Here is a 25,498-nt window from a genome sequence, read left to right as displayed (position 1 = left end):
GGCCTGGTGGTGCGCGGGGCGGTCACGGTCGCCGCCAGCGGCGGCCCTCGGCGGCCAGCATCGCGTCGGCCGCGCGCGGCCCCCACTCACCGGCCCGGTAGGGCTCGGGGTCGGACCCCGCCCAGAACTCCTCGAGCGGGTCGATCACCGCCCAGGAGGCCTCGACCTCGGCGTTGCGCGGGAACAGCGTGGCGTCCCCGAGCAGCACGTCGAGCAGCAGCCGCTCGTAGGCCTCGGGGCTGGTCTCGGTGAACTGCTCGCCGTAGAGGAAGTCCATGGACACGTCCCGGACCTCCATCACGCTGCCCGGAACCTTCGACCCGAACTTGAGGGTGACCCCTTCGTCGGGCTGGACGCGGACGACGAGCTGGTTGTTGCCCAGCTCCTCGGTGTCGGTGTCGGCGAAGGGGAGGTGCGGCGCGCGCTTGAAGACCAGGGCGATCTCGGTGACCCGGCGGGGCAGCCGCTTCCCGGCGCGCAGGTAGAACGGCACGCCGGCCCAGCGGCGGGTCTCCACGCCGAGCCGGACGGCGGCGTAGGTCTCGGTGGTGGAGTCGTCGGCGACGCCGTCCTCCTGGCGGTAGCCCTTCGCCCGCTGGCCGGCGAGCCAGCCCTGCTCGTACTGCCCGCGGATCGCGGAGGTGGCGAGGTCCTCGGGCAGTGAGACGGCCCGCAGCACCTTGAGCTTCTCGGTGCGGATCTCCTCCGCCGAGAACTCGACCGGCTCCTCCATCGCGGTCAGCGCCAGCAGCTGCAGCAGGTGGTTCTGCAGCACGTCGCGGGCGGCGCCGGTCTTCTCGTAGAAGCTCGCCCGGCCACCGATCCCGACGTCCTCGGCCATGGTGATCTGCACCGAGTCCACGTGGTGGCCGTTCCAGATCGGCTCGAACAGGCTGTTGGCGAACCGCAGCGCCAGCAGGTTCTGGACCGTCTCCTTGCCCAGGTAGTGGTCGATGCGGAAGACGTCGTCGGCGCTGAAGACGGAGTCGACGAGGGCGTTGAGCTCCCGGCTGGAGGCCAGGTCGGTGCCGAACGGCTTCTCGACGACGACGCGGCGCCACCGGCCGGGGGTGTTCTCGGCCATGCCGGTGCGCTGCATCTGCTTGAGCACCACGGGGAACATCGACGGCGGGATCGACAGGTAGAACGCCGCGTTGCCGCCGATGCCGTGGGAGCCCTCCAGCTCACCGAGGGCCCCGGCCAGCTCGTCGAACGCGGTGTCGTCGTCGAACGAGCCCTGCACGAAGTGGACGCTGCCGGCCAGCCGCTCCCACACCTCCTCGCGCCACGGGGTCCGGGCGTGCTGCCGGATCGCGTCGCGGGCGAGCTCGGCGAACTCGGTGTCCCCCCAGTCGCGGCGGGCGAAGCCGAGCAGGGCGAAGTTCGTGGGCAGCAGGCCCCGGTTGGCGAGGTCGTAGACGGCGGGGAGGAGCTTCTTGCGCGCCAGGTCACCGGTGATGCCGAAGACGACCAGGGCGCACGGCTCGGGTACCCGGGGCAGCCGCCGGTCCCGGGGGTCGCGCAGCGGGTTGGGGATCATCGCGGGCCGCGCAGCCGGGAGAGGGGCACGAGCGGGCGGCGCAGGGTGGAGAGGGACACGAGCGGGCCGCGCAGCGGGGAGAGAGTCATCGTCCGTCCTCGTGGTCGGGGGAACCCGCCGTCCGGTCCGGCGGACCGGACGGCAGGGTGGATCGGGCGCGGGTCGAGCGGCGGCTCCCCGGCCGGCTCGCCGGTGTTCAGCAGTGCAGCGCGGTGAGCAGCTGGTCGATGCCCGCCGCCCGATCGGTGAGGTGCAGGTGCAGCAGCGGACGGTCGCGGTCGGCCAGCGCCTTGCGGTCGCCCGCGGCCTGCGCCGCCTGCAGCGTGCCGAAGGTGTACTGCTGGTCGGGCACCGGCACGTCCTCGTCCAGCGCACCGGTGATCTGCAGGAAGACACCGACCTGCGGGCCGCCCTTGTGGTACTGCCCGGTGGAGTGCAGGAAGCGGGGGCCCCACCCGAAGGTGACCGCCTGCTCGGTGCGCTGCGCCAGCGCGGTGCGTACCTCGGCGGCACGGGCGTCCCGGAGGCGGTCCAGGTAGGCCATGACCGCCAGGTAGCCGCGGGGCGGGACGGCCGCCAGGAGGGCGTCCAGCGTCAGCGACAGCCCGTCGTGGGAGGAGAGGTCGACCCCCCGGAGCACCGCAGCGGTGCCGCGGATCTCCACCGCACCGATCGTGGCCTCCGGCTGCTCGTCGGGCAGCCCGGCGGCGAGGATCGCCTGGGTGTTCTCCTTGCTCTCGGTCACGTTGGGCTGGTCGAAGGGGTTGATGCCCAGCACCCGCCCGGCGACCGCGGTGGCGTACTCCCAGCCGAGGAACTGCGCGCCGAGCGGCCCGGTGACGCCGACCGCCGGGCCGGCACCGCTGGGGCCGGCGCCGACCAGGCCCAGCAGCACGTCGGGCCCCGAGCTGCCGGGTGCCTCGGGGGACTCGAGCACGACGGGCAGGATGCCGCGCCCCTCCTTGCCCGTCGACTCGGCGATGAGCTGCTCGGCCCAGTCGCCGAAGCCCTCGACGGGCGTCTCCCCGGCGTCGGCGAGGGCGAGCTTGTCGCGGCCGGCGTGGAACGCCGCGCCCAGCGCCGCGCCCAGCTCCATCGCCGCGTTGCCCGGTTCGGCGAGCCGCTCGGCCAGCTGCTCGGCGTCGTCGACCAGCGCGGCGACATCGGCACCGGCGAGCGCGGAGGGGACCAGCCCGAAGGCCGACAGAGCGCTGTACCGCCCGCCGACGGTGGGGTCGGCGAGGAACACCGCCCGGGCACCCATGGCCGAGGCCGTATCGGCCAGCGGGGAGCCGGGGTCGGTGACGACGACGAAGCGCGCGCCGATCTGGCGCTCGTCGAGACCGGCGCGGGCGAACGCGGCGACGAACGCCCGCCGCTGGCTCTCGGTCTCGACCGTGCCGCCGGACTTGGAGCTGACCACCACGACGGTGCGCTCCAGCTCGGTCATGGCCGACAGCAGCTGGCCCGGGTCGGTGGTGTCGAGCACGACCAGCGGTACGCCGGCGGTGCGGCAGATGACCTCCGGGGCCAGCGACGAGCCGCCCATGCCGCACAGCACGATGCGGTCCAGCCCCTCGGCGACGAGCTCGGCGCGGAGCTCGGCGAGCGAGGCGAGCAGCGACCGCGAGGTGGCCGGCAGGTCCAGCCACCCCAACCGCACGGCGGCCTCGCTCTCGGCGTCGGGGCCCCACAGCGTCGCGTCCTTGCGGACCAGGCGGGCGACGACGTCGTCCTGCTCGAGCCGGGTCCGCAGCGGCTCGGGGACGTCCAGGCCGGTGCGGGTGACCGCGAGCTTCACGCCTTGTCCTCCAGCTCGGTGCGGACCGAGTCGGTGAGCTCGTCCCAGGAGTCGACGAACTTCTGCACGCCCTCCTCCTCCAGCACCCGGAAGACGTCGTCGAGGTCCACCCCGGCGTCGCGCACGGCCTGCATGACCCCCGCGGCGTCGTCGTAGGACTTCTGCACCGGGTTGCCGGGGGAGCCGTGGTCGGCGTAGGCCATGAGCGTCTTCTCCGGCATGGTGTTCACCGTGCCGGGGGCGATCAGCTCGCTGATGTACATCGTGTCCGAGTACTCGGGGTTCTTGACGCCGGTCGAGGCCCACAGCGGGCGCTGCGCGACCGCGCCCTGCGCCTGGAGGGCCTTCCAGCGGTCGCTGGAGAAGACCTCCTCGTAGGCCTGGTAGGCCAGCTGGGCGTTGGCGATGCCGGCCTTGCCCTTCAGCGACGCCTCCGCGCCGGCCGCGTCGAGGCGCTTGTCGATCTCGCTGTCGACCCGCGACACGAAGAACGACGCCACCGAGGCGATGCCCTCGAGCGAGCCGCCCTCGGCGACCCGCTTCTCCAGACCGGCGAGGTAGGCGTCCATGACCGCCTCGTACCGCTCGAGGCTGAAGATCAGCGTGACGTTGACGCTGATGCCGTTGGCGATGGTCTCGGTGATCGCCGGCAGCCCGGCCTCGGTGGCCGGGATCTTGATGAACAGGTTGGGGCGGTCGACCAGCCACCACAGGTGGGCCGCCTCCGCGGCGGTCGCGTCGGTGTCGTGGGCCAGGCCGGGGGCGACCTCCAGCGACACGCGGCCGTCGCCGGGCTGCCGCTGGGCCACCGGTGCCAGCAGGTCGCAGGCATCGCGCACGTCGGCCGCCGTGACGGTGCGCAGCGCCTCCTCGACGCTCACCTTGCGGACGGCGAGGGCGTGCAGCTGGTCGTCGTAGGAGTCCGAGCCGCTGATCGCCGCGGCGAAGATCGTCGGGTTCGTGGTGACTCCGACGATGGAGTGCTCGTCGACCAGCGACTGCAGGTTGCCGCTGCGGATCCGGTCCCGCGAGAGGTCGTCGAGCCAGACGGCGACCCCTGCGGACGACAGCTCGGCCAGGTTCTCGTTCTGTGCCATGTCAGGTGCCTTCCTGGTGAGGTTCTGGAACGGCCCCCTCCGGGTTCCCGCGCCGAGCCCGAGAGGCGTGGGAGGAAGGGTGGCTTTCAGCGATCGCCGGTGGCCTGGGGGAGCCCGCCGGTGGCGGCGACCGGACCGGCGGGGACGGCGTCCCCCGAGCGGGCGGCCTCGAGGCTCTCCCGTGCCGCGGCGACGACCGCCTCGTCGGTCAGCCCGAACTCCTCGTAGAGCACGGTGTAGGCGGCGCTGGCGCCGTAGTGGGTGAGCCCGACGATCCGCCCGGCGTCGCCGACGAACTCGCGCCAGCCCATGGGCACGCCGGCCTCCACGCTCACACGGGCGCGGACCGAGGGCGGGAGCACCTCGTCCTTGTAGCTCTGGTCCTGGTCGGCGAACCACTCGACGCAGGGGACCGAGACCACGCGGGTCGGGACGCCGTCGGCCTCCAGCCGCTCGCGCGCGGCGACGGCGATCTGCACCTCCGAGCCGGTGCCCATCAGGATCACCTCGGGGCTCCCGCCGGAGGCCTCGGCCAGGACGTAGGCGCCGCGGGCCACGCCCTCGGCCGAGCCGAGCTGCTCCCGGTCGAAGACCGGCAGGTTCTGCCGGGACAGCAGCAGCCCGGCCGGCCGGTCGTTGTTCTCCAGGATCGTGCGCCAGGCGACGGCGACCTCGTTGGCGTCCGCGGGCCGGACGACGTCGAGCCCCGGGATGGCGCGCAGCGCGGCGAGGTGCTCGATCGGCTGGTGGGTCGGCCCGTCCTCACCCAGCCCGATCGAGTCGTGGGTCCAGACGTAGGTGACCGGGAGCTGCATGAGCGCGGCCAGCCGCACCGCGCCGCGCATGTAGTCGGAGAAGGTGAGGAACGTGCCGCCGTACACGCGGGTGCCGCCGTGCAGGGCGATGCCGTTCATCACCGCGCCCATGGCGTGCTCGCGGACGCCGAAGTGGATGGTGCGGCCGTAGGGCCCACCGGACCACATCTTCGTCTGGCGGTCGGCGGGCAGGAACGACGGTTCGCCCTCCACCGCGGTGTTGTTGCTCTCGGCCAGGTCGGCGGAGCCGCCCCACAGCTCGGGGAGCCGCGGGTAGAGCTCGGCCAGCACCTTGCCCGAGGCCTTCCGGGTGGCGACACCCTTCTCGTCGGCGGGGAAGGACGGCAGCCCCTCGGCCCAGCCGTCCGGCAGCCGGCGCTCGCGCATGCGGGCCAGCAGCGCGGCGCCCTCGGGGTTGGCCTGCTCCCAGGCGGCGAACGCCTCGTCCCACTCCGCGCGGGCGGTGCGGCCGGTCTCCACCACCGAGCGGGCGTGGGCCAGCACGTCGTCGTCGACCTGGAAGGTGCGCTCGGGGTCGAATCCGAGGATCTCCTTGGTGGCGCGGACCTCGTCGTCGCCCAGCGCCGAACCGTGCGAGGCGCCGGTGTTCTGCTTGTTCGGCGCCGGCCAGGCGATGATGGTGCGCAGCTGGATGAACGACGGCCGGCCGGTCTCGGCCTTCGCGGCGGCGAAGGCGGCGTCCACGGCGGCGAGGTCCTCGCCGTCGTCCACGGTCTGCACGTGCCAGCCGTAGGCCTCGTACCGGGCCGCGACGTCCTCGGTGAAGGCGACGGTCGTGTCGTCCTCGATCGAGATCCGGTTGTCGTCGTAGACGAGCACCAGGTTGCCGAGCTTCTGCGTGCCGGCCAGCGACGACGCCTCGCCGCTGACGCCCTCCTCCATGTCGCCGTCGGAGGCGAAGCACCAGATGGTGTGGTCGAAGAGGCTCTCGCCCTCGGGGGCGTCGGGGTCGAGCAACCCGCGCTCGCGGCGGGCGGCCATCGCCATGCCGACGGCGTTGCCGACGCCCTGGCCCAGCGGGCCGGTGGTCGTCTCGACGCCCGGGGTGTGGTTGACCTCGGGGTGGCCGGGGGTCTTCGACCCCCAGGTCCGCAGCGCCTGCAGGTCCTCCACCTCGAGGCCGTAACCGGCGAGGAACAGCTGCACGTACAGCGTCAGGCTGGAGTGCCCCATGGACAGGACGAACCGGTCGCGGGCGACCCAGTTCGGGTCGCTCGGGTCGTGCCGCAGCCACTTGTGGAACAGCAGGTAGGCCGTCGGCGCCATGCTCATCGCGGTGCCGGGGTGGCCGTTGCCGACCTTCTGGACGGCGTCCATCGCGAGCACGCGGGCGGTGTCGATGGCTCGGCGGTCGAGGTCGCCGAAATCCTGGGGGAGGGTCGGCTGCGGCTGCGACGGGCTGCCGGTGGGCGCGTCGGTCGCGGCCTCGGCCGGCGCTTCCGGCCCGGTGCTGCGCGTGTCCATCTGGTCGGTTCTCCCTCGAGGTAGGCCTGACGTCGTGCCCGGGCGCGGCCGGCCGCCGGTGGGCTGGTGCGGGACCGCGGGGCGGAACGGCGTCGTCGGGTCGCCCCTACCCGCTGCACCGGCGGCAGCAACGTGATCAACCCTAGTCATCCGAGGTCATGCCGCACGCCGGCCTCCGGACCGGCCGGGGCTACAGTGGGGGAGTTCCGCCCCCCGGTTCGAAGGGATCCCGTGGTGCCCTGCTGCCCGCGCGCGACCGCGCACGAGGGCACCCGGTGACGGTGCTGTCCGAGCGCACCGCCGCCCCTGCTCCCCGCCTCGCCACCCGGCTCCGAGCCCGCCTCGGCGCCTACGTCGGCCTCACCAAGCCGCGCATCATCGAACTGCTGCTGATCACCACGGTGCCGGCGATGATGCTGGCCGACCGGGGCTGGCCGTCGCTGTCGCTGCTCTTCTGGACGCTGCTCGGCGGGACCTTCGCCGCCGGCGCGGCCAACGTCTTCAACTGCTACTTCGACCGGGACATCGACCGGTTGATGCAGCGCACCCGGAATCGGCCGCTGGTGACCGGCGAGGTCACCCCGCGGGCCGCCCTGGTCTTCGGCTCGGTCCTCACCGTCAGCGCCATCGTGCTGCTGCTGGTGACGACGACGCCGCTCGCGGCGGTGCTCGCGGCGGCGGCGATCTTCTACTACGCCGTCCTGTACACGATGGTGTTCAAGCGGCACACGCGCCGCAGCACCGAGTGGGGCGGCGTGCCCGGCGCGGCACCGGTGCTCATCGGGTGGGCGGCGGTGACCGGGTCGCTGGACTGGCCGGCGGTCGTGGTGTTCGGGATCGTCTTCTGCTGGCAGATGCCGCACTTCTGGGCGCTGGCCCTGCGGTTCAAGGACGACTACGCCCGGGCCGACGTCCCGATGCTGCCCGTGGTGACCACCGCGCTCTCGGTCGGCCGGCAGTCGGTCGCCTGGGCGTGGGCCACCGTCGCCGTGTCGCTGCTGCTCTGGCCGGTGGCCTCCGGCTACGGCATCGGGCTGGGCTACGCGATCCCCGCGGCGCTGCTGGGTGCCTGGTTCGTCGTCGAGTCCCACCGGCTGCTCGCCCGCATCAAGCGCGGCGGCGAGATGAAGCCGATGCAGCTGTTCCACGTCTCTATCTCGTACCTGTCGCTGCTGTCGGTCGCGATCGTCGTCGACGCCATCGTCTGAGCCTGGCCCGCCGAGCGTGTGCGCCGGCGCCCGGTTCCTGTGATCAGAACCGGGCCTCGGCGCACACGCTCCTGCTCCGTCCACAGATCGACACCGCTGCCGCCACGCGACCTACCGACCGGTCAGGGTCGCGGGGTGGCGTACGACATCGCGGAGCTGCTCGGACCCGACGGCTGGGCGACGTCGGAGGCGCTCACCGCCCGGATCAACCGGAAGACCCTGGCCGCCTGGGTGTCCGCCGGCCGGATCCGCCGCATACAGCCGGGGGTCTACGCGCTCCCCGCCGTCGCCGACTACTGGCGCCTCCGCGTCGAGGCGGCGGTGCAGGCGTGTGACGGGGTGCTCAGCCACCACACCGCCCTCGCGCTCTGGGGGCTCCTCCCGCCGGGCGGCCCGGTGCACCTCACCGTCGACCTGGCGCGCAGCGGCAGGGGACCGGCCGGGGTCGTGCTCCACCGCAGCCGCGACGTCACCGACCCGCTCCGCCGGGTGGACGGCCTGCCGGTCACCTGCGCCGAGCGCGCGGTCGTGGACACCTGGGGCCGGCCGCACGGAACGCAGCGGGCGGATCTCCGGGCCGCCGCGATCACCGCCGTGCGCCGACGGCTGTGCCTCCCGTGGCAGCTGGCCGCCGAGATCGAGCGGCGGCCGTGCCTGCCGGGGCGCGCGGCGCTCACCGAGCTGGTCGGGCTGCTCGCGGACGGCTGCCAGAGCGAGCTCGAGATCTGAGGATGCCTCCAGGTGCTCCGCGCACCGGGGATGCCCCCGTTCGCCCAGCAGCGGACGGTCACCGTCGGCGGCCGGACCCACCACCTCGACGCTGCCTACGACGACGTCCTGCTCGCCGTCGAGATGGACGGCGCCGCGTGGCACGGTTCGAGGGAGCAGCGCGAGCGGGACATCCGCCGCGACGCGCTGCTCGCCACCGCCGGCTGGCAGACGCTCCGCTTCAGCTACCGCCGGCTGACCGACGAGCCCGAGGAGTGCCGCCGGGAGATCCGGTCGGTCCACGCCGCCAGACGACGGCTCCTGCTGGAGGGGGTGCGCTGACGCCCGGTTCGGCCGCGGCCGAACCGGGCGTGGGCGCACACGCTCAGCGTTCTGCGCCGGTCAGCGGGCGGCGACCGCCGGCTCGACGGGGGCGGTCAGCGGCCGCTCTGACGCCGGGCCGCGGACCGACCACACCAGGCGGGCCGTGTACGCGGTGATCAGCACGGCGCCCAGCATGTGAAGCAGCACGAGCAGGACCGGCAGGTGGGTGAAGTACTGCACGTAGCCGACGACGCCCTGCGCGAGCTGGACGATCAGCAGGTCGCGTGCGGCCCGGCGGACCCGGCCGGGGGAGTCGGTCGCGTACAGGGCAACCAGCAGGGCGACGGTGAGCCCGACGAGCAGGAAGACGGCGTCCGCGTGCAGGTGGCTGACCAGCTCGGCATCCAGCCCGGTGCGCCCGGCCGCGGGGTCGCCGCTGTGCGGCCCGCTGCCGGTGACCACCGTGCCCATGACCAGCACCAGCGCGGTGGCCGCGGCGATCGCGCCGACCAGGAGGCGGACCGGGCGCCGCAGCAGCGGTTCCCCGACGCCGGGCTCGCGCGACCGAAGCCACAGCACGGTGGTCAGCGCGACCAGCCCCATGGAGACGAGGAAGTGCGCGGCGACCGTCCACGGGTTCAGACCTGTGAGGACGGTGACGCCGCCGACAGCCCCCTGCGCGGGGATGCCGAGGAACGCGACCACCGCCAGGGGGCGCAGGTCGCGGCGCGGTGAGCGCACCACCACGACGACGAGCGCGACCGCCAGGACGGTGAGGACGAAGGTCAGCAACCGGTTGCCGAACTCGACGACGCCGTGGATGCCCATCTCCGGCGTCGTCACGAAGCTCTCGGTGGTGCACCGGGGCCAGGTCGGGCAGCCGAGACCGGAGCCGGTGAGGCGGACGACGCCCCCGGTCAGCACGATCGCCCCGTTGGCCAGCACGTTGGCCAGCGCGACCCGCGAGACGGTCGTGGGCGAGAAGGAAGCGGGCAGGACCGGCACGCACCGATGCTAGAAGGACTCCCTGCTCCCCACCGCTCGCAGGCTCGCGGCGGGCCCCTGCAGGGAGCCGCCGGGCCCGTGAGTCTCATCACCTCGATCCTCCCGGGGGCCGCTTCTTAGGTGCACCTTGCTTGCGACGTCCCCGAAATAGGACACACTCGTGTTGTGGAAATTCTCGCGGCGAAGCCCCGGCCGTCGGCGTCCGCCGACGACGGGCGCACCCGCGACCGCGTGAGCGGGCTGCTGCTGGAGCACGGGCCGCAGACGGCGACCGAGCTGGCGGGGCGCCTCGGCATCTCCCCGGCGGCCGTGCGCCGCCACCTCGACGCCCTGGTCGCCACCGGCCGGGTCGAGGAGCGGCAGGTGCGCGACGCCCACCGCGGCCGGGGGCGCCCCGCCCGGCGCTTCCACCTCACCGACGCCGGCCGCTCGGCCTTCCCGCACGCCTACGACGACCTGGCCCTCACCGCGCTGCGCTACGTCGCGGCGGCCGGAGGTCCCGACGCCGTCCGCGCCATCGCCGAGCAGCAGCTCGCCGGCCTGGAGGCGCGTGCCTCCAGCGCGGTGGAGGCGGCCACGGACGGCAGCTCCGGCGCCCCGGCCGACCGGGCCCAGGCGCTCGCCGCCGCCCTCACCGCCGAGGGCTACGCTGCCACCGCCTCGGCGTTGTCCGGCGGTGGGCAGCTCTGCCAGCACCACTGCCCGGTGGCGCACGTCGCGGCGGAGTTCCCGCAGCTCTGCGAGGCCGAGACGGCGGTGATCGGCCGGCTGGTCGGCACGCACGTCCAGCGGCTGGCCACGATCGCCCACGGCGACGGGGTGTGCACCACGCACATCCCCGGTCCGGTGCGCCCCGGCAGCGGCCGGGGCCACACGCGTGCGGGGAACAGATCGGTCCCCGGACGCCCTGTACCAGGTGAGCGTGCAGCGCCCGACCGCGCGCGCACCCGCACGACCGAGTCCACCAGCACCGCCCCCACGAACGACCGGGAGAGGACGCCCGCATGACCAGCACCCAGCAGCCGGTGAGCACGCCGCTGACGCAGGACGAGCAGATCGACCAGCTCGGCCGCTACGAGTACGGCTGGGCCGACGCCGACGTCGCCGGTGCCTCCGCCCGTCGTGGGATCGACGAGGACGTCGTCCGCGACATCTCGGCCCGCAAGAACGAGCCCGAGTGGATGCTCGAGCGCCGCCTCAAGGCCCTCAAGCTCTTCGGTCGCAAGCCCATGCCCGACTGGGGTTCGGACCTCTCGGGCATCGACTTCCAGAACATCAAGTACTTCGTGCGCTCCACCGAGAAGCAGGCGACCTCGTGGGAGGAGCTGCCGGAGGACATCAAGAACACCTACGACAGGCTGGGCATCCCCGAGGCGGAGAAGCAGCGCCTGGTCGCCGGTGTCGCCGCGCAGTACGAGTCCGAGGTCGTCTACCACCAGATCCGCGAGGACCTGGAGGAGCAGGGCGTCCTCTTCCTGGACACCGACACGGCGCTCAAGGAGCACCCGGAGATCTTCCAGGAGTACTTCGGCTCGGTGATCCCGTCCGGTGACAACAAGTTCGCCGCGCTGAACACCGCCGTCTGGTCGGGTGGCTCGTTCATCTACGTGCCGCCGGGCGTGCACGTCGAGATCCCGCTGCAGGCCTACTTCCGGATCAACACCGAGAACATGGGCCAGTTCGAGCGGACGCTGATCATCGTCGACGAGGGCGCCTACGTGCACTACGTCGAGGGCTGCACCGCGCCGATCTACAAGAGCGACTCGCTGCACTCCGCGGTCGTCGAGATCATCGTCAAGAAGAACGCGCGCTGCCGGTACACGACCATCCAGAACTGGTCGAACAACGTCTACAACCTGGTCACCAAGCGGGCCGTGGCCCACGAGGGCGCGACCATGGAGTGGGTCGACGGCAACCTCGGCTCCAAGGTGACGATGAAGTACCCGGCCGTCTGGATGACCGGCGAGCACGCCAAGGGTGAGGTCCTCTCGATCGCCTTCGCGGGCGAGGGCCAGCACCAGGACGCCGGCGCCAAGATGGTGCACGCCGCGCCGCACACCTCCTCGACGATCGTGTCGAAGTCGGTGGCCCGCGGCGGTGGCCGTACCTCCTACCGCGGCCTGGTGCAGGTCGACGAGGGCGCCTACGGCTCGAAGTCCACGGTGAAGTGCGACGCGCTGCTGGTCGACACGATCAGCCGGTCGGACACCTACCCCTATGTCGACGTCCGGGAGGACGACGTGGCCATGGGCCACGAGGCGACCGTCTCCCGGGTCAGCGACGACCAGCTCTTCTACCTCATGAGCCGCGGCCTCTCGGAGGACGAGGCCATGGCGATGGTGGTGCGCGGGTTCGTCGAGCCGATCGCCCGCGAGCTTCCCATGGAGTACGCCCTCGAGCTCAACCGGCTCATCGAGCTGCAGATGGAAGGTGCCGTCGGCTGATGCCCGACCAGAACGCCCCCACCACCACCGGGCTGACCACCGAGTCGGCCACCCTCGCCGGCGAGCTGTTCGGCGACGGCGTCGGGACGCAGGCCGGTCCGCCGGCCGTCCCGGCCGCCGGCACCGGCACGGCCGGGCAGGCCGCGCCCGGCGCGCACTCGCACGGCGGGTCCACGCCCACCGGTTCGCCCGCCGAGCGGTTCACCTCGATCGACCCGGACGCCTTCGGCGTGCCGACCGGACGCGAGGAGACCTGGCGCTTCACGCCGATGAAGCGGCTCAGGCCGCTGCTCGACGGCGCCCCGTCGGACGCCCACCTCACCTGGACCACCGACCTGCCCGAGGGCGTCGAGCTGACCAGCGTCGAGGCCGGCGACCCGCTGCTCAAGGGGCTGCCCGAGCCGGTCGACCGGCTCGCGGCGCTGGCCCGCCAGCGCAGCGGTGGCGCCGCCGTCGTCCGCGTGGCCAAGGAGGCCCAGCTCGACCGCCCGGTCACCCTCGGCCTGGCCGGCTCCGGCTCCGAGGACGTCGTCTGGGGCCACCTCGTGATCGAGGTCGGCGCCTTCGCGAAGGCGACGATCGTGCTCGACCACAGCGGCCTGGCCCGCTACGCCGGGGGCGTCTCCGTCCTCGTCGGCGACAGCGCCCAGGTGAAGCTCGTGTCGGTGCAGGACTGGGCGCCCGGGGCCGTGCACGGCGGGCAGTACGACGCCGTCGTCGGCCGGGACGCCACCTTCACCCAGGTCGTGGTGACCCTCGGCGGCGACCTGGTCCGCCTGGTCAGCAACGTGCAGTACGCCGGTCCCGGCGGCAGCGCGGAGCTCTTCGGCGTCTACTTCTCCGACGAGACCCAGCACCAGGAGCACCGCCTGTGGGTCGACCACGCGGTGCCCAACTGCTCCAGCGACGTGCTCTACAAGGGCGCGCTGCAGGGCGAGGGCGCGCGCACGGTCTGGATCGGCGACGTCCGCATCCGGCCCGCGGCCACCGGCACGGAGACCTACGAGCTCAACCGCAACCTGGTGCTCACCGACGGCGCCCGCGCCGACTCGGTGCCGAACCTGGAGATCGAGACCGGCGAGATCGTCGGTGCCGGGCACGCCAGCGCCACCGGCCGGTTCGACGACGAGCAGCTGTTCTACCTCTGCTCGCGGGGCATCGACGCCGAGACCGCGCGCCGGCTGGTCGTCCGCGGCTTCTTCGCCGACGTCGTCCAGCGGATCGGCCTGGACGCGCTGCAGGACCGGCTGATGGCCGCCATCGACGAGCGCCTCGGCGCCCTGCCCGCCCTGGACGAGCAGCCGGTCGAGGTGGCCTGACCATGGCCTTCGAACGCGTCTGCGCCCTCTCCGACATCAAGGAGACGGGGTCGCTGCGGGTCGAGCTGGCCGACATCGACATCGCCGTCGTCCGGTTCGAGGGTGCGGTCTACGCGCTCGAGGACCGCTGCTCGCACGCCGACGTGCCGCTCACCGACGGCGACGTCGAGACCTTCGACGGCGCGCCGACGATCGAGTGCTTCCTGCACGGGTCGTGCTTCGACCTGCGCACGGGCGAGCCCACCAACCTGCCGGCGACCGAGCCGGTCCCCGTCTACCCGGTCCGCGTGGAGGGGGAGGACGTGTACGTCGACACCGAGGCCGACGGCACCCTCCCCGCCGCGGCCGCCAACTGAGGAGCGAGAAGAGAAGTGTCCGTTCTGGAGATCCGCGACCTGCACGTCAGCGTCGGCGAGGGGGACGATGCCAAGGAAATCCTCCGTGGCGTCGACCTGACCGTCCGCTCCGGCGAGACGCACGCGATCATGGGCCCCAACGGCTCGGGGAAGTCGACCCTGGCCTACTCGATCGCCGGCCACCCGAAGTACACGATCACCGGCGGCAGCGTCACGCTCGACGGCGAGGACGTCCTCGCGATGAGCGTCGACGAGCGGGCCCGTGCCGGCCTGTTCCTCGCCATGCAGTACCCGGTCGAGGTGCCCGGTGTCTCGGTGTCGAACTTCCTGCGCACCGCCGCCACCGCGATCAAGGGCGAGGCGCCGAAGCTGCGCACCTGGGTCAAGGACGTCAAGAGCGAGATGGAAGCGCTCGAGATGGACCCGGCCTTCGCCGAGCGCAACGTCAACGAGGGCTTCTCCGGTGGTGAGAAGAAGCGCCACGAGATCCTGCAGATGCGGCTGCTCAAGCCCGGCATCGCGATCCTCGACGAGACCGACTCCGGCCTCGACGTCGACGCGCTGCGGATCGTCTCCGAGGGCGTCAACCGCACCCGCGAGGAGGGTGACGTCGGCGTCCTGCTGATCACCCACTACACGCGGATCCTGCGCTACATCAAGCCGGACTTCGTGCACGTCTTCGTCAACGGCAAGGTCGTCGAGGAGGGTGGCCCGGAGCTGGCGGAGAAGCTGGAGAACGAGGGCTACGCGGCGTACGCGAAGGGGTCGGGGGAGACCGCGGCATGACCTCGACCGCCTCGCGTCCCGCCACGGGGGCGCGCACCCCGCTCCCGCTGGACGTCGAGGCGATCCGGGCGGACTTCCCGATCCTGTCCCGCACCGTGCGCGACGGGAAGCGGCTGGTCTACCTCGACTCCGGGGCCACCTCGCAGAAGCCGCGCCAGGTGCTCGACGCCGAGCGCTGGTTCTACGAGAACGTGAACGCCGCGCCGCACCGGGGGGCCCACCAGCTCGCCGAGGAGGCGACCGGCGCCTACGAGGAGGCCCGGGCCACGATCGGTGCGTTCATCGGCGCTCCCGAGAACGAGATCGTCTTCACCCGCAACACCACCGAGGCGATCAACCTGGTGGCCTACGCGCTGTCCAACGCGGCCACGGCCAAGGAGCCGGAGTTCCGGACCCACGCCGTCGGCCAGGGGGACGAGATCGTCGTCACCGAGATGGAGCACCACGCCAACCTGATCCCGTGGCAGCAGCTGTGCGAGCGCACCGGGGCGACCCTGCGCTGGCTCGGGTTGACCGACGGCGGCCGGCTGGACCTGTCGGGCCTGGCGACGGTGGTCAACGAGCGCACCAAGCTCGTCGCCGTCACCCAGCAGTCCAACATCCTGGGCACCATCAACCCGATCGAGCAGATCGTGGCGCGAGCCCGCGAGGTCGGTGCCCTGGTGCTGGTGGACGGCGCACAGTCGGTGCCGCACCAGCCGATCGACGTGACGGCCCTGGGTGCGGACTTCCTGGTGTTCTCCGGGCACAAGATGCTCGGGCCCACCGGCGTCGGCGTGCTGTGGGGCCGCTACGAGGTACTCGACGCGCTGCCCCCGTTCCTCACCGGCGGCTCGATGATCGAGGTCGTGCGCATGGAGGGCTCCACCTTCATGCCGCCGCCGCAGCGCTTCGAGGCCGGCGTGCCGATGACCGCGCAGGTGGTCGGGCTCGGGGCCGCCGTCGAGTACCTGACCGCCCTCGGCATGGACAAGGTCGAGGAGCACGAGCGGGCGCTCACCGGCTACGCGCTGGAGAAGCTCGCCGAGATCCCCGGCGTCACGGTGATCGGCCCGCCCGACACCGTCTCCCGCGGGGGAGCGGTCTCCTTCACCGTCGAGGGCGTCCACCCGCACGACGTCGGGCAGGTGCTCGACGACCTCGGCATCGCCGTCCGCGTGGGGCACCACTGCGCGTGGCCGGTCGTGCGGCGCTACGGCGTCCCGGCCACCACCCGGGCGACGTTCTACGTGCACACGGGGTACGACGACGTCGACGCGCTGGCCGACGGAATTCGCGCGGCCCAGAAGTTCTTCGGAACGGTGTGAGGTCGATCCGCTGATGCAGCTCGAGTCGATGTACCAGGAGATCATCCTGGACCACTACAAGAACCCGCACGGACGCGGTCTGCGCGACCCGTTCGACGCCGAGGTGCACCACGTCAACCCGACGTGCGGTGACGAGGTGACCCTGCGGGTGAAGCTCGACGGCGGCACCGTCGCCGACGTGTCCTACGAGGGCATGGGGTGCTCGATCAGCCAGGCATCGGTCTCGGCGATGTACGACCTGGTGGTCGGCAAGCCGGTGACCGAGGCGCTGGAGACCGGCGAGCACTTCATGACCCTCATGCAGGCCAAGGGCGACCCCGCCGTCGCCGAGAAGCTCGAGGACGAGCTGGAGGACGCCGTCGCGTTCGCCGGCGTCTCCAAGTACCCGGCGCGCATCAAGTGCGCGCTGATGAGCTGGATGGCCCTCAAGGACGCGTCCGCCCGAGCCCTGTCCACGACCCAGGCCGGAGGCCAGTGATGAGCGAGACCACCGAGAACGCCGTGACCGGGAACGCGACGCCCGCAACCGACGGCGCCCCGGGTGACCTGCCCGCCTACAAGTCGGCGCTGCTCGAGGACCTCGAGGAGGCGATGCGCGACGTCGTCGACCCCGAGCTCGGCGTGAACGTCGTCGACCTCGGCCTCGTCTACGGCCTCGACGTCGACGACAGCAACGTCGCGATCATCGACATGACGCTCACCAGCGCGGCGTGCCCGCTCACCGACGTCATCGAGGACCAGGCCCGCCAGGCCCTCACCGGTGGCCCCGGCCCGGGGCTGGTCGACGACATCCGGATCAACTGGGTCTGGATGCCGCCGTGGGGCCCGGACAAGATCACCGACGACGGCCGCGAGCAGCTGCGCGCCCTCGGCTTCCGGGTCTAGTCCTGTGGCCGTCAGCGTTCGCCTGCCTGGCGGCTGCCTTCCCGAGACCGCCGCGGATGGCGACGGAGTGCGCAGATGGTCAGTTCTCGGCACGGGAATGGCGCGTCTGCGCACACTGTCCTGACGCCAAGCGCTAGCCGGCCCAGCTTGAACCAGTCGAAGGTTGCGTGACGCGGGACGAGGAGAACGGTCCCGCCGGCCCCACACCTCGCACGCTCGGCGCGGGACCCTGCAGCGGGCCGCCGCCTGCCGGCGGGTGAGCGTTGTCCCCGAGGTGGGCATTCCGGACGCCGGAATGCCCGTCCCGGGGACGACGTCGCCGCTGGGGCACGGCTCCTGGCCGCGCTGCGACCCGGAGGGGCGCCATGTCACAGTGTCACCGCAGGTCGGCGAGGCGGGCGGCGAAGCCGGCGACCGGCGTCCGCTCGCGCAGCACCCCCACGAGCAGGAGCACGGTGCCCACCGCCAGCGCGGCGGCGACCGGCCAGGGCAGCGCGCGCACCGCCAGGCCCAGCGCCAGCACCAGCGCCGAGCCCGCCCCGACCAGGATCGGGGCTCGGACGCCGGCCCGGCTCCCCGCCACCATCGCGACCGCGGCGGCAGCCAGCACCAGCACGGCGCGCGGCCCGTCGGGGGAGAGGGCGGCGAGCGCGGTCGACGGGACGGCTGCCACGAGCAGGCCCGGGCCCCAGGACGGCCACGACGGCTCGCGCACCAGTGCCCGCCCCGACGCGAGCAGCAGTCCGCCGGCGGCCGGCAGCGTCCAGGCCTCCACCGTGCCGGTGCCGGCGAGCGCGGCCGCGATCCAGCAGGCGAGCACCACCTGGACCGCGCCCACCCGCCAGGCGGTGCCGGCGTCGGTCGCGGCGCCGGCGTCGCTGGCGTCCGCCCGACCGGTCCACCACGCCCAACCCAGCGTCGCGGTGCCCTGGACCGCCAGGTGGGCCAGCACCTGGGCACGGTCCCCCCGGACCAGCAGGAGCAGCACGGCCAGCGCGGCGACGACCGCCGCGGCGGTGACCGTGGCGCGCCGGGAGTCGCGGTCCAGCACCGCCGCCGTGCCGAGCGCGGCCACGTACAGCGCGGTCAGCAGAACGGCGGCGCCGGCGGGGGAGGCCCAGCCGTCGGGGAGCCCCAGGACCGCTGCCCCGGCCAGGCAACCGACCGCCGTCGGCGCCGCCACGGGGCGGTCGTCGGGGCGCCGGGCTGCCACCCACAGCGTCGGGGCCGCCGTCAGGAGCAGCAGCAGCGCCAGCGCCGACCAGTGCGTGCCGGCCACCAGGCGGAGGACCGACAGGGCGGCCAGCAGCACGCCGCCGGTGAGGGCCACGGGCAGCAGGAACCCGCGCCGCCACCCGCTGAGCGCACCGGCCGCCACCGCGGCTCCCAGGACGCCGGCGAACCCGGCCACGGCGACGACGACCGGCCCCCCGGCGGACGACGCCCCGGCGACGGCGGCCCCGGTGACGGCGCCGGAGACGACGGGGACCAGCCGCGGGGGGCCGAGCAGCACGTCGAGCGGTGCGCGCAGCCGGGCCAGCAGCAGCCCGCCGGCGGCGCCCGCCACCAGGGCGGCGGCCGGCCACCGCGCGGCCGGACCGGCGGTCCACGACTCCTGGAGGCCGGCCAGCACGCCGGCGGCGAACCAGGGTGCCGTCGTCGCCAGGACCAGCCGGGCGACCAGCGGCCGGCCGAACAGGGCGACCGCGAGGCCGGCCAGGGCCACGGCCAGCAGGAACTCCGTGCGGAGGGCGACGGCGACCTGGTCCAGCAGCCGCAGGACGGCGAGCTGCAGACCCGCCCACGCGGCGAGCGGCCACGCGGTGGTGGCGGGGGAGGTGCGGTGCAGCAGGACGAAGGCGCCGGCCAGCACCAGCGGCAGCAGCGGGTCGCCGGTCCGCGGTGCGCCGACGTCACCGGCGGCCAGCGCCAGGCCCGCGGAGCTGGCGGCGAAGGTCTCGGCCGAGCTGCGCAGCCGCGAGCGGTCCGCCCGGACCGAGCCGGCCGCGGCGACCCCGGCGAGCACCAGGAGCGCCCCGCTGACCAGCGGCCCGCCCTGGACCGACGCCAGCGCCGCCGCGCCGCTCACCAGCAGCACGGCGCCCACGGCGAGGAGCACCTGCGGCGGGCTGGCAGCGTACGGGAACGGCGGCACCGGCGGAGGAGCCACCGGCCGGGTCGTCCGCGCCTCCGGGGTCACCGGAGCACCCTGCCCGCGGCGGTGCCGCCCGAATCACCCTCGAAGCGTTCGGAACCCGGCGGTCGAGCGCCTACCCTGGGTGCAGTGATCACGACGACCGGCCTGGAGCTGCGCGCCGGCGCCCGCATCCTCATCAGCGAGGCCTCCCTGCGGGTGCAGCCCGGTGACCGCATCGGCCTCGTCGGGCGCAACGGCGCCGGCAAGACCACGACGCTCACCACCCTGGCCGGCGAGCGCCTGCCGCACGCCGGGAAGGTCGACGTCACCGGCGAGATCGGCTACCTGCCGCAGGACCCCCGCAGCGGCGACCTCGACATCACCGCCAGCGACCGGGTGCTCTCCGGCCGAGGGCTCGACGTCCTGAAGGCGCAGCTGGTCAAGGCGCAGGTCGCCATGGCCGAGCCCGCGGACGACGACGAGCGCGACCGGGCCGTCCGCCGCTACGGCCGGCTGGAGGACCAGTTCGCCGCGCTCGGCGGGTACGCCGCGGAGAGCGACGCCGCGCGCATCTGCACCAACCTCGGCCTGCCCGACCGCGTCCTCGCCCAGCCGCTGCGCACGCTCTCCGGCGGCCAGCGCCGCCGGGTCGAGCTCGCCCGCATCCTCTTCTCCGACGCCGAGACGCTGCTGCTCGACGAGCCGACCAACCACCTCGACGGCGACTCGATCACCTGGCTCAAGGGCTTCCTGGCCGGCCACAAGAGCGGGCTGATCGTCATCAGCCACGACGTCGAACTGCTCGACGCCGTCGTCAACAAGGTGTGGCACCTGGACGCCAACCGGGCCACCGTCGACATCTACAACCTCGGCTGGAAGCCCTACCTGGCCCAGCGGGAGACCGACGAGCGGCGCCGCAAGCAGGAGCGCGCCAACACCGAGCGCAAGATCGACACCCTCACCGCGCAGGCGGACAAGATGCGCGCCAAGGCGACCAAGGCCAAGGCCGCCAAGAGCATGGACAAGCGGGCCGAGCGGCTGGCCGCCGGGCTGGCCGACGTGCGGGTGCAGGACAAGGTCGCCAAGCTCCGGTTCCCGACGCCGGCCGCGTGCGGGAAGACGCCGCTCACCGCCGAGGGGTTGTCCAAGAGCTACGGCTCGCTCGAGATCTTCACCGACGTCGACCTCGCGGTGGACCGCGGCGCGCGCGTCGTCGTCCTGGGGCTCAACGGGGCGGGCAAGACGACGCTGCTGCGGATGCTCGCCGGCACCGAGAGCCCCGACACCGGGGAGGTCAAGGCCGGCCACGGGCTGCGCGTGGGCTACTACGCGCAGGAGCACGAGACGCTCGACATGGACCGCACGCTGCTGGAGAACATGCGCTCGTCGGCGCCCGACAGCACCGACACCGAGCTGCGCCGCATCCTCGGCGCCTTCCTGTTCTCCGGCGAGACGGTCGACCAGCGCACCGGCACGCTCTCCGGCGGTGAGCGCACCCGGCTGGCGATGGCGACGCTCGTCGTCTCGGGCGCCAACGTGCTGCTCCTCGACGAGCCGACGAACAACCTGGACCCGGCCAGCCGCGAGCAGGTGCTCGAGGCGCTGCGCACCTACGCCGGCGCGATCGTGCTGGTCACCCACGACGAGGGTGCCGTGCGGGCGCTGGACCCCGACAAGGTCATCCTGCTGCCGGACGGCACCGAGGACGCGTGGAGCGAGGACCTCGCCGACCTGGTCGAGCTCGCGTAGGCCTGCTCGGCGGTGATCGCGGCTCGGCGCCGCGGCGGTCGATGCCCGTCGCGGCCCGGGAGGCTGGGCATGTGTTCCGCGGACAGTAGCTCTCTGCCACTCCGGGCGGGGCAGAGCGCGGCTGCTCCCGTTCGGCGCCGGCCTGTCATGGCGTGCCGTCGGGACCCCAGGGGGATCGCTCGTCGCGGGCCTCTGTCGTAGCTGCGTTGCAGACTGCTGTCGTGATCGATGACCTCGAACGGAGTCGAGTGGATAGCGAACGGCAGGCGCTTCTCGCGTCGGTGGCTGAAGCAGCTCACGAGTGGACCGGTGAGCACCCTGAGTGGGGCGGGTTCGAAGAGAGCTCTCACCGATCGCGCGCGGAGGCCGAGCGGAGTGTGCACGTCTCCGCCGAGGCGGAGGAGGCATTCGTCGCGGCCATCGGACGCCGTGGTTGGCGATCGACTCCGGGACACCTCGGCTGGTCACGCGTGGCTGTTCACCATCGGTGTGCCGGCGCCGGCGAGGCGCCGGCTGTAGACGGCAGCGAGGTCGACGACGTCTGATACGCGGGCATCCGTGATCGTGACGTTGCGGTAGACGAAGTCCGGGTCGAAACGCAACCACTTGCCCGTCGGCGCTCCGCAGCGACTCCCCAACCCCCCGACGTCGCATGACTCCGGCAGGTCTCGGTTCACGTGGCCGTCGTCCCCCGTCTGGGTGATCATGGGTCCGAGGGAGCCGTGGTCGACGGGACGGCGGCACCAGGGCGGACAGCCAACGACGGGCCGTCGCGCACCGGTTGTGCCGGTGGGCCGGTGGCCGACACGGAGGGGAGCCATGGCCGACACGAGCACTGCGGACCTCGGCAAGGGCAAGCGGATCACCGGCGGTGACCGGTCGACGCTCGCCGACGAGCTGCGCAAGCGGTACGACGAGGGCGAGAGCATCCGCTCCCTGGCCACCTCGACGAACCGGTCCTACGGCTTCGTGCACCGGCTGCTCTCGGAGTCCGGGGCCTCGCTGCGCAGCCGCGGCGGAGCCAACCGGAATAGCAAGAAGCGTGACTGAAGACCCCACCGACACCACCACGCCCGGCTGGCTGCGGACGAGCCGCGACGGCGCCGTCCTCACCGTCACCCTGGACCGGCCGGACCAGCTGAACGCCCAGACGCCGGACACCTGGTCGGCGCTGGCCGACGTCTGGGCGTCGCTGGACGACGACGTGCGGGTCGTCGTCCTGCGCGGCTCCGGCCGCTCTTTCTCGGCCGGCCTGGACCGCAGCATGTTCGACACCGGCTCGCGCACGGGAGGTGGGCTGGGTGAGCTCGTGCGGCTGCCGGTCGAGGAGGCGCAGGAGCGGATCCGCGGCTACCAGGCCGGCTTCCGCTGGCTGCGCTCGCCGGGCGTCGTGTCGGTCGCGGCGGTGCAGGGCCACGCCATCGGCGCCGGTGCCCAGCTGGCGCTCGCCTGCGACTTGCGGGTGTTCACCGACGACGCGCAGCTGCGGCTGCCCGAGGTGACGCTCGGCCTGGTCCCCGATCTGACCGGCACGAGCACGCTGGTCGAGCTCGTCGGCTACGCGCGGGCGCTGGAGCTGTGCCTGACCGGTCGGGCCGTCGGCGCCGCCGAGGCGCAGGCGATCGGCCTCGCGACCGCGGTGGTGCCGCGCGCGGAGCTGGACGACGCCGTCGCCGACCTGACCGCGGCGCTCCTCGCCCCGCCGGTGGGTGCGAGCCGGGCCGCCGCGGCGTTGGTCCGCTCGGCCGTGCGCAACGACGTCGGTGCCCAGGACGCCGCGGAGCGCGCCGCCCAGGTGCAGCGGCTGCACGAAATCGTCAGCGGCCCCTGAGAGGCTCCCAGGAACAAGCGCGGTCGCGCCCTGGTTGCAGCAGCCGCCGGGGCGCGACCGGCGGGACGAGGGAGGTGGCATGGACGTGAGCCAGTCCATGACCTCCATGGCGGCCATGCGGTCGTTCAAGCGGGATCCGTCGGTGACCGCGCGGCAGCTGCCCGAGGGCACCGTCCGGCGGATCGTCGGCATCGCCCGGCCCTACCGGCGCGAGCTCACCTTCTTCCTGCTGCTCGTCGTCGGCTCCTCGGTCATCGGCGTGATCACCCCGCTGCTGGCCGGCGACATCGTCAACCGGATCGCCGGGCTCGAGGGCACCGCGGGCGACATCGTGCAGATCGCGCTGGTCATCGCCGGCCTGGCCGTGGTCGACGCCGGGATCTCCCTGGGCACCCGCTGGTACTCCGCGCGCATCGGCGAAGGCGTCATCTACGACCTGCGCAGCCAGGTCTTCGAGCACGTCCAGCGCATGCCGGTCGCCTTCTTCACGCGCACGCAGACCGGCGCGCTGGTCAGCCGCCTGAACAACGACGTCGTCGGCGCGCAGCAGGCGTTCACCTCGACGCTGTCGGGCGTCGTCAGCAACGTCATCGGGCTGGTGCTCACGGCGGGCGTGATGCTCACGCTGTCCTGGCAGATCACGCTGCTGTCCCTGGTCCTCGTGCCGCTGTTCGTCCTGCCCGCCCGCCGCATCGGCCGCCGGCTGCAGGAGATCACCCGGGAGTCCTACTCGCTCAACGCGTCGATGAACGCCACGATGACCGAGCGGTTCAACGTCGCCGGCGCGCTGCTGGTGAAGCTGTTCGGCCGGCCGACGGCCGAAGCCGAGTCCTTCCGCGGCCGCGCCGCCCGGGTGCGCGACATCGGCGTCCTCTCGGCCATGTACGGGCGCACTTTCTTCACCGCGCTGACGCTGGTGGCGGCGCTGGCGACCGCGCTGGTGTACGGCCTCGGCGGCTGGCTCGCCTTCACCGGCGAACTGAGCGCCGGTGACGTGGTGGCGCTCGCGCTGCTGCTGTCCCGGCTCTACGGGCCGCTGACCGCCCTGTCCAACATCCGCGTGGACGTGATGAGCGCGATGGTCAGCTTCGACCGCGTCTTCGAGGTGCTCGACCTCCCGCCGATGATCCGCCAGGCGCCCGACGCCGTCCCCGTCCCGGCCGACGACCGGTCCATCGAGTTCGACGGCGTCTCCTTCAGCTACCCGTCCGGCGCCGACGTCTCGCTGCCGTCGCTGGAGGAGGTGTCGCTGCCCGAGCACGGCGGTCCGGTCGACGTCCTGCACGACGTCAGCTTCCGGGTAGAACCCGGTCGTCTCGTCGCGCTGGTCGGGCACTCGGGGGCCGGCAAGTCGACCATCGCCCACCTGGTGCCCCGGCTGTACGACGCCACCGGCGGCACGGTGCGGGTCGGGGGTGTCGACGTGCGGCGGGCGACGCTGGCCTCCCTGCGCGACGCGGTCGGCGTCGTCAGCCAGGACGCGCACCTGTTCCACGACACCATCGGGGCCAACCTCCGCTACGCGCGGCCGGAGGCCCCCGACGAGCAGCTGTGGGAGGCCCTCGCGGGTGCGCGGATCGCCGACCTCGTGCGGTCGCTGCCGGAGGGGCTGGAGACGGTGGTCGGCGACCGCGGCTACCGGCTCTCGGGCGGGGAGAAGCAGCGGCTGGCCATCGCCCGGGTGCTGCTGAAGGCGCCGGGCATCGTCATCCTCGACGAGGCGACGGCCCACCTGGACAGCGAGTCCGAGGCCGCGGTGCAGCATGCCCTCGACACCGCGCTGGCCGGCCGGACGTCCCTGGTCATCGCGCACCGGCTGTCGACCATCCGCAGCGCCGACCAGATCCTGGTCGTCGACGAGGGGCGGATCGTCGAGGCGGGGACGCACGAGGAGCTGCTGGCGCGCGGCGGCCGGTACGCCGACCTGCACCGCACCCAGTTCGCGCAGCAGGAGCGGCGTCCGATCATCGTCGGGTGACCCGATCGACGGACGTTTCCGATGGCCGTGCGCGCACGACCGTGCACGCACGGTGGCGGGCGCTCGGAAGCAGGGAGAAAGCGCCGGAGCGGACGGCGTGGAACTCCGGCGAGCATCGAACGAGTTGGTCACCCGGACCACTAGCGTCACACCTGTCCCAGGCGGCCGCAGCCGGGACACGTGGCCGGGCTGGCGCGGCCACGCAGGACCGCAGCACGCGTCGGGACGCACCGGCGAACGCCAGCGAGGAGGAGACGTGACCGCAGCCCACCCGCAGGACGCCCAGATCCAGGCGCTCTACGCCGAGTTCATCGACGGCTGGAACCGGCGCAGCGGCGCGGCGGTGGCGGCCGGCTTCGCCGACGACGGCGACATCATCGGGTTCGACGGGAGCCACCACCGCGGCCGGCTGTCGATCGCGGCGGACCTGCGCCAGGTGTTCTCGTCGCACCAGACGCCCGCCTACGTGGCCGTGGTCCGCTCGGTCCGCCCCGTGGGCGACGGCGTGGCGATGCTGACCGCGCACGCCGGGATGATCCCGGCCGGCGCGAGCGACCTCGACCCCGAGCTCAACGCCGTCCACACGATGATCGCCGTCGACGAGGGGCGCGGCCGGTGGCGCATCTCGCTGTTCCAGGTCACCCCGGCGGCGTGGCACCAGCATCCCGAGGCGCGGGAGGCCCTGACCGAGGAGCTGCGGGGCCTGCTCATCCCGCAGTGAGC

The 25,498-nt window shown here is 73.3% G+C and carries 23 protein-coding genes; 16 read left to right on the top strand and 7 right to left on the bottom strand.

The features are described from left to right. Positions 1–22: 22 nt before the first annotated feature. The 4 genes from zwf to tkt form a co-directional block, all read right to left on the bottom strand. Positions 23–1,540, bottom strand: a complete 1,518-nt coding sequence (gene zwf, locus QOZ88_RS07365; protein WP_305999145.1) for a glucose-6-phosphate dehydrogenase — start codon at positions 1,538–1,540, stop codon at positions 23–25. Between the two features lie 196 nt (positions 1,541–1,736). Further along, positions 1,737–3,341 (bottom strand): glucose-6-phosphate isomerase, encoded by a 1,605-nt coding sequence (locus QOZ88_RS07360; RefSeq protein WP_305999144.1) that lies wholly within the window; start codon positions 3,339–3,341, stop codon positions 1,737–1,739. After that, the gene (tal, locus tag QOZ88_RS07355) at positions 3,338–4,438 is read right to left on the bottom strand and encodes a transaldolase (protein WP_305999143.1); all 1,101 of its coding nucleotides are present in this window, start codon (positions 4,436–4,438) and stop codon (positions 3,338–3,340) included. The genes QOZ88_RS07360 and tal overlap by 4 nt, the downstream gene beginning before the upstream one ends. 86 nt (positions 4,439–4,524) lie before the next feature. Continuing rightward, the gene (gene tkt, locus QOZ88_RS07350) at positions 4,525–6,738 is read right to left on the bottom strand and encodes a transketolase (RefSeq protein ID WP_305999142.1); all 2,214 of its coding nucleotides are present in this window, start codon (positions 6,736–6,738) and stop codon (positions 4,525–4,527) included. A gap of 275 nt (positions 6,739–7,013) precedes the next feature. Between tkt and QOZ88_RS07345 the strand changes: the two genes are divergently transcribed. The 3 genes from QOZ88_RS07345 (at position 7,014) to QOZ88_RS07335 (ending at position 8,996) form a co-directional block, all read left to right on the top strand. Continuing rightward, entirely contained in the window at positions 7,014–7,946 is a 933-nt protein-coding gene (locus QOZ88_RS07345) for a heme o synthase (RefSeq protein ID WP_305999141.1), read from the top strand. A 135-nt stretch (positions 7,947–8,081) separates the two neighbouring features. Continuing rightward, a complete protein-coding gene (locus QOZ88_RS07340) occupies positions 8,082–8,675 on the top strand; it encodes a hypothetical protein (RefSeq protein WP_305999140.1) in 594 nt (197 codons plus the stop codon). A 12-nt stretch (positions 8,676–8,687) separates the two neighbouring features. Further along, a complete protein-coding gene (locus QOZ88_RS07335; protein WP_305999139.1) occupies positions 8,688–8,996 on the top strand; it encodes an endonuclease domain-containing protein in 309 nt (102 codons plus the stop codon). Positions 8,997–9,056: 60 nt separating this feature from the next. Here the strand turns inward: QOZ88_RS07335 and QOZ88_RS07330 are convergent, their stop codons facing one another. Next, positions 9,057–9,983, bottom strand: a complete 927-nt coding sequence (locus QOZ88_RS07330; RefSeq protein ID WP_305999138.1) for a COX15/CtaA family protein — start codon at positions 9,981–9,983, stop codon at positions 9,057–9,059. A 165-nt stretch (positions 9,984–10,148) separates the two neighbouring features. On the opposite strand from QOZ88_RS07330, the gene QOZ88_RS07325 reads away from it, so the two are divergent. The 8 genes from QOZ88_RS07325 to QOZ88_RS07290 are packed head-to-tail and all read left to right on the top strand — an operon-like array spanning position 10,149 to position 17,080. After that, positions 10,149–10,991 carry a helix-turn-helix transcriptional regulator gene (locus QOZ88_RS07325; protein WP_305999137.1) on the top strand — a complete coding sequence of 281 codons (843 nt, stop codon included), beginning with the start codon at positions 10,149–10,151 and terminating at the stop codon, positions 10,989–10,991. After that, on the top strand, positions 10,988–12,427 hold the full coding sequence (gene sufB, locus QOZ88_RS07320; protein ID WP_305999136.1) for a Fe-S cluster assembly protein SufB: 1,440 nt from the start codon (positions 10,988–10,990) through the stop codon (positions 12,425–12,427). Before QOZ88_RS07325 ends, sufB begins: the two co-directional genes overlap by 4 nt. Then, entirely contained in the window at positions 12,427–13,746 is a 1,320-nt protein-coding gene (gene sufD / locus QOZ88_RS07315) for a Fe-S cluster assembly protein SufD (protein WP_305999135.1), read from the top strand. The genes sufB and sufD overlap by 1 nt, the downstream gene beginning before the upstream one ends. Positions 13,747–13,748: 2 nt before the next feature. Further along, positions 13,749–14,102 carry a Rieske (2Fe-2S) protein gene (locus QOZ88_RS07310; protein ID WP_305999134.1) on the top strand — a complete coding sequence of 118 codons (354 nt, stop codon included), beginning with the start codon at positions 13,749–13,751 and terminating at the stop codon, positions 14,100–14,102. Between the two features lie 15 nt (positions 14,103–14,117). Then, positions 14,118–14,888, top strand: a complete 771-nt coding sequence (sufC, locus tag QOZ88_RS07305) for a Fe-S cluster assembly ATPase SufC (protein ID WP_305999133.1) — start codon at positions 14,118–14,120, stop codon at positions 14,886–14,888. Then, positions 14,885–16,195 carry a cysteine desulfurase gene (locus QOZ88_RS07300; RefSeq protein WP_305999132.1) on the top strand — a complete coding sequence of 437 codons (1,311 nt, stop codon included), beginning with the start codon at positions 14,885–14,887 and terminating at the stop codon, positions 16,193–16,195. Before sufC ends, QOZ88_RS07300 begins: the two co-directional genes overlap by 4 nt. Positions 16,196–16,208: 13 nt before the next feature. Beyond that, on the top strand, positions 16,209–16,673 hold the full coding sequence (sufU, locus tag QOZ88_RS07295) for a Fe-S cluster assembly sulfur transfer protein SufU (RefSeq protein WP_305999131.1): 465 nt from the start codon (positions 16,209–16,211) through the stop codon (positions 16,671–16,673). Next, positions 16,673–17,080, top strand: coding sequence for a metal-sulfur cluster assembly factor (locus QOZ88_RS07290; RefSeq protein ID WP_305999130.1), 408 nt, complete (start codon positions 16,673–16,675; stop codon positions 17,078–17,080). Before sufU ends, QOZ88_RS07290 begins: the two co-directional genes overlap by 1 nt. Positions 17,081–17,456: 376 nt before the next feature. Here QOZ88_RS07290 and QOZ88_RS07285 read toward each other — a convergent pair whose 3' ends face one another. Then, positions 17,457–19,280: an SCO7613 C-terminal domain-containing membrane protein gene (locus QOZ88_RS07285; RefSeq protein ID WP_305999129.1), complete on the bottom strand. Its 1,824-nt coding sequence runs from the start codon at positions 19,278–19,280 to the stop codon at positions 17,457–17,459. Positions 19,281–19,364: 84 nt separating this feature from the next. Between QOZ88_RS07285 and QOZ88_RS07280 the strand changes: the two genes are divergently transcribed. Then, positions 19,365–20,966: an ABC-F family ATP-binding cassette domain-containing protein gene (locus tag QOZ88_RS07280; RefSeq protein WP_305999128.1), complete on the top strand. Its 1,602-nt coding sequence runs from the start codon at positions 19,365–19,367 to the stop codon at positions 20,964–20,966. Between the two features lie 464 nt (positions 20,967–21,430). Here QOZ88_RS07280 and QOZ88_RS07275 read toward each other — a convergent pair whose 3' ends face one another. After that, positions 21,431–21,673 (bottom strand): hypothetical protein, encoded by a 243-nt coding sequence (locus QOZ88_RS07275; RefSeq protein ID WP_305999127.1) that lies wholly within the window; start codon positions 21,671–21,673, stop codon positions 21,431–21,433. 112 nt (positions 21,674–21,785) lie between these two features. Here QOZ88_RS07275 and QOZ88_RS07270 point away from each other — a divergent pair, with 112 nt between their 5' ends. The 4 genes from QOZ88_RS07270 to QOZ88_RS07255 all read left to right on the top strand — a co-directional run bounded on the left by QOZ88_RS07270 (position 21,786) and on the right by QOZ88_RS07255 (position 25,496). Continuing rightward, positions 21,786–22,016 (top strand): helix-turn-helix domain-containing protein, encoded by a 231-nt coding sequence (locus QOZ88_RS07270; RefSeq protein WP_305999126.1) that lies wholly within the window; start codon positions 21,786–21,788, stop codon positions 22,014–22,016. After that, positions 22,009–22,797, top strand: coding sequence for an enoyl-CoA hydratase/isomerase family protein (locus QOZ88_RS07265; RefSeq protein WP_305999125.1), 789 nt, complete (start codon positions 22,009–22,011; stop codon positions 22,795–22,797). The genes QOZ88_RS07270 and QOZ88_RS07265 overlap by 8 nt, the downstream gene beginning before the upstream one ends. 79 nt (positions 22,798–22,876) lie before the next feature. Beyond that, positions 22,877–24,775 (top strand): ABC transporter ATP-binding protein, encoded by a 1,899-nt coding sequence (locus tag QOZ88_RS07260; RefSeq protein WP_305999124.1) that lies wholly within the window; start codon positions 22,877–22,879, stop codon positions 24,773–24,775. A 256-nt stretch (positions 24,776–25,031) separates the two neighbouring features. After that, positions 25,032–25,496, top strand: coding sequence for an SgcJ/EcaC family oxidoreductase (locus tag QOZ88_RS07255; protein ID WP_091930506.1), 465 nt, complete (start codon positions 25,032–25,034; stop codon positions 25,494–25,496). Positions 25,497–25,498 lie beyond the last annotated feature (2 nt).

The sequence above is a fragment of the Blastococcus carthaginiensis genome (assembly GCF_030731085.1).
GTDB classification, from domain to species: Bacteria; Actinomycetota; Actinomycetes; order Mycobacteriales; family Geodermatophilaceae; genus Blastococcus; species Blastococcus carthaginiensis.
This window is presented reverse-complemented; position numbering and strand designations above follow the sequence as displayed.

Bases quoted from the DNA above. Each gene is read 5' to 3' on its own strand.
- sufD (WP_305999135.1), top strand. From the start codon at position 12,427: ATGCCCGACCAGAACGCCCCCACCACCACCGGGCTGACCACCGAGTCG.
- QOZ88_RS07260 (WP_305999124.1), top strand. From the start codon at position 22,877: ATGGACGTGAGCCAGTCCATGACCTCCATGGCGGCCATGCGGTCGTTC.
- QOZ88_RS07275 (WP_305999127.1), bottom strand. From the start codon at position 21,673: ATGATCACCCAGACGGGGGACGACGGCCACGTGAACCGAGACCTGCCG.
- QOZ88_RS07290 (WP_305999130.1), top strand. From the start codon at position 16,673: ATGAGCGAGACCACCGAGAACGCCGTGACCGGGAACGCGACGCCCGCA.
- zwf (WP_305999145.1), bottom strand. From the start codon at position 1,540: ATGATCCCCAACCCGCTGCGCGACCCCCGGGACCGGCGGCTGCCCCGG.
- tkt (WP_305999142.1), bottom strand. From the start codon at position 6,738: ATGGACACGCGCAGCACCGGGCCGGAAGCGCCGGCCGAGGCCGCGACC.
- QOZ88_RS07310 (WP_305999134.1), top strand. From the start codon at position 13,749: ATGGCCTTCGAACGCGTCTGCGCCCTCTCCGACATCAAGGAGACGGGG.
- QOZ88_RS07300 (WP_305999132.1), top strand. From the start codon at position 14,885: ATGACCTCGACCGCCTCGCGTCCCGCCACGGGGGCGCGCACCCCGCTC.
- QOZ88_RS07270 (WP_305999126.1), top strand. From the start codon at position 21,786: ATGGCCGACACGAGCACTGCGGACCTCGGCAAGGGCAAGCGGATCACC.
- sufU (WP_305999131.1), top strand. From the start codon at position 16,209: ATGCAGCTCGAGTCGATGTACCAGGAGATCATCCTGGACCACTACAAG.
- sufB (WP_305999136.1), top strand. From the start codon at position 10,988: ATGACCAGCACCCAGCAGCCGGTGAGCACGCCGCTGACGCAGGACGAG.
- tal (WP_305999143.1), bottom strand. From the start codon at position 4,438: ATGGCACAGAACGAGAACCTGGCCGAGCTGTCGTCCGCAGGGGTCGCC.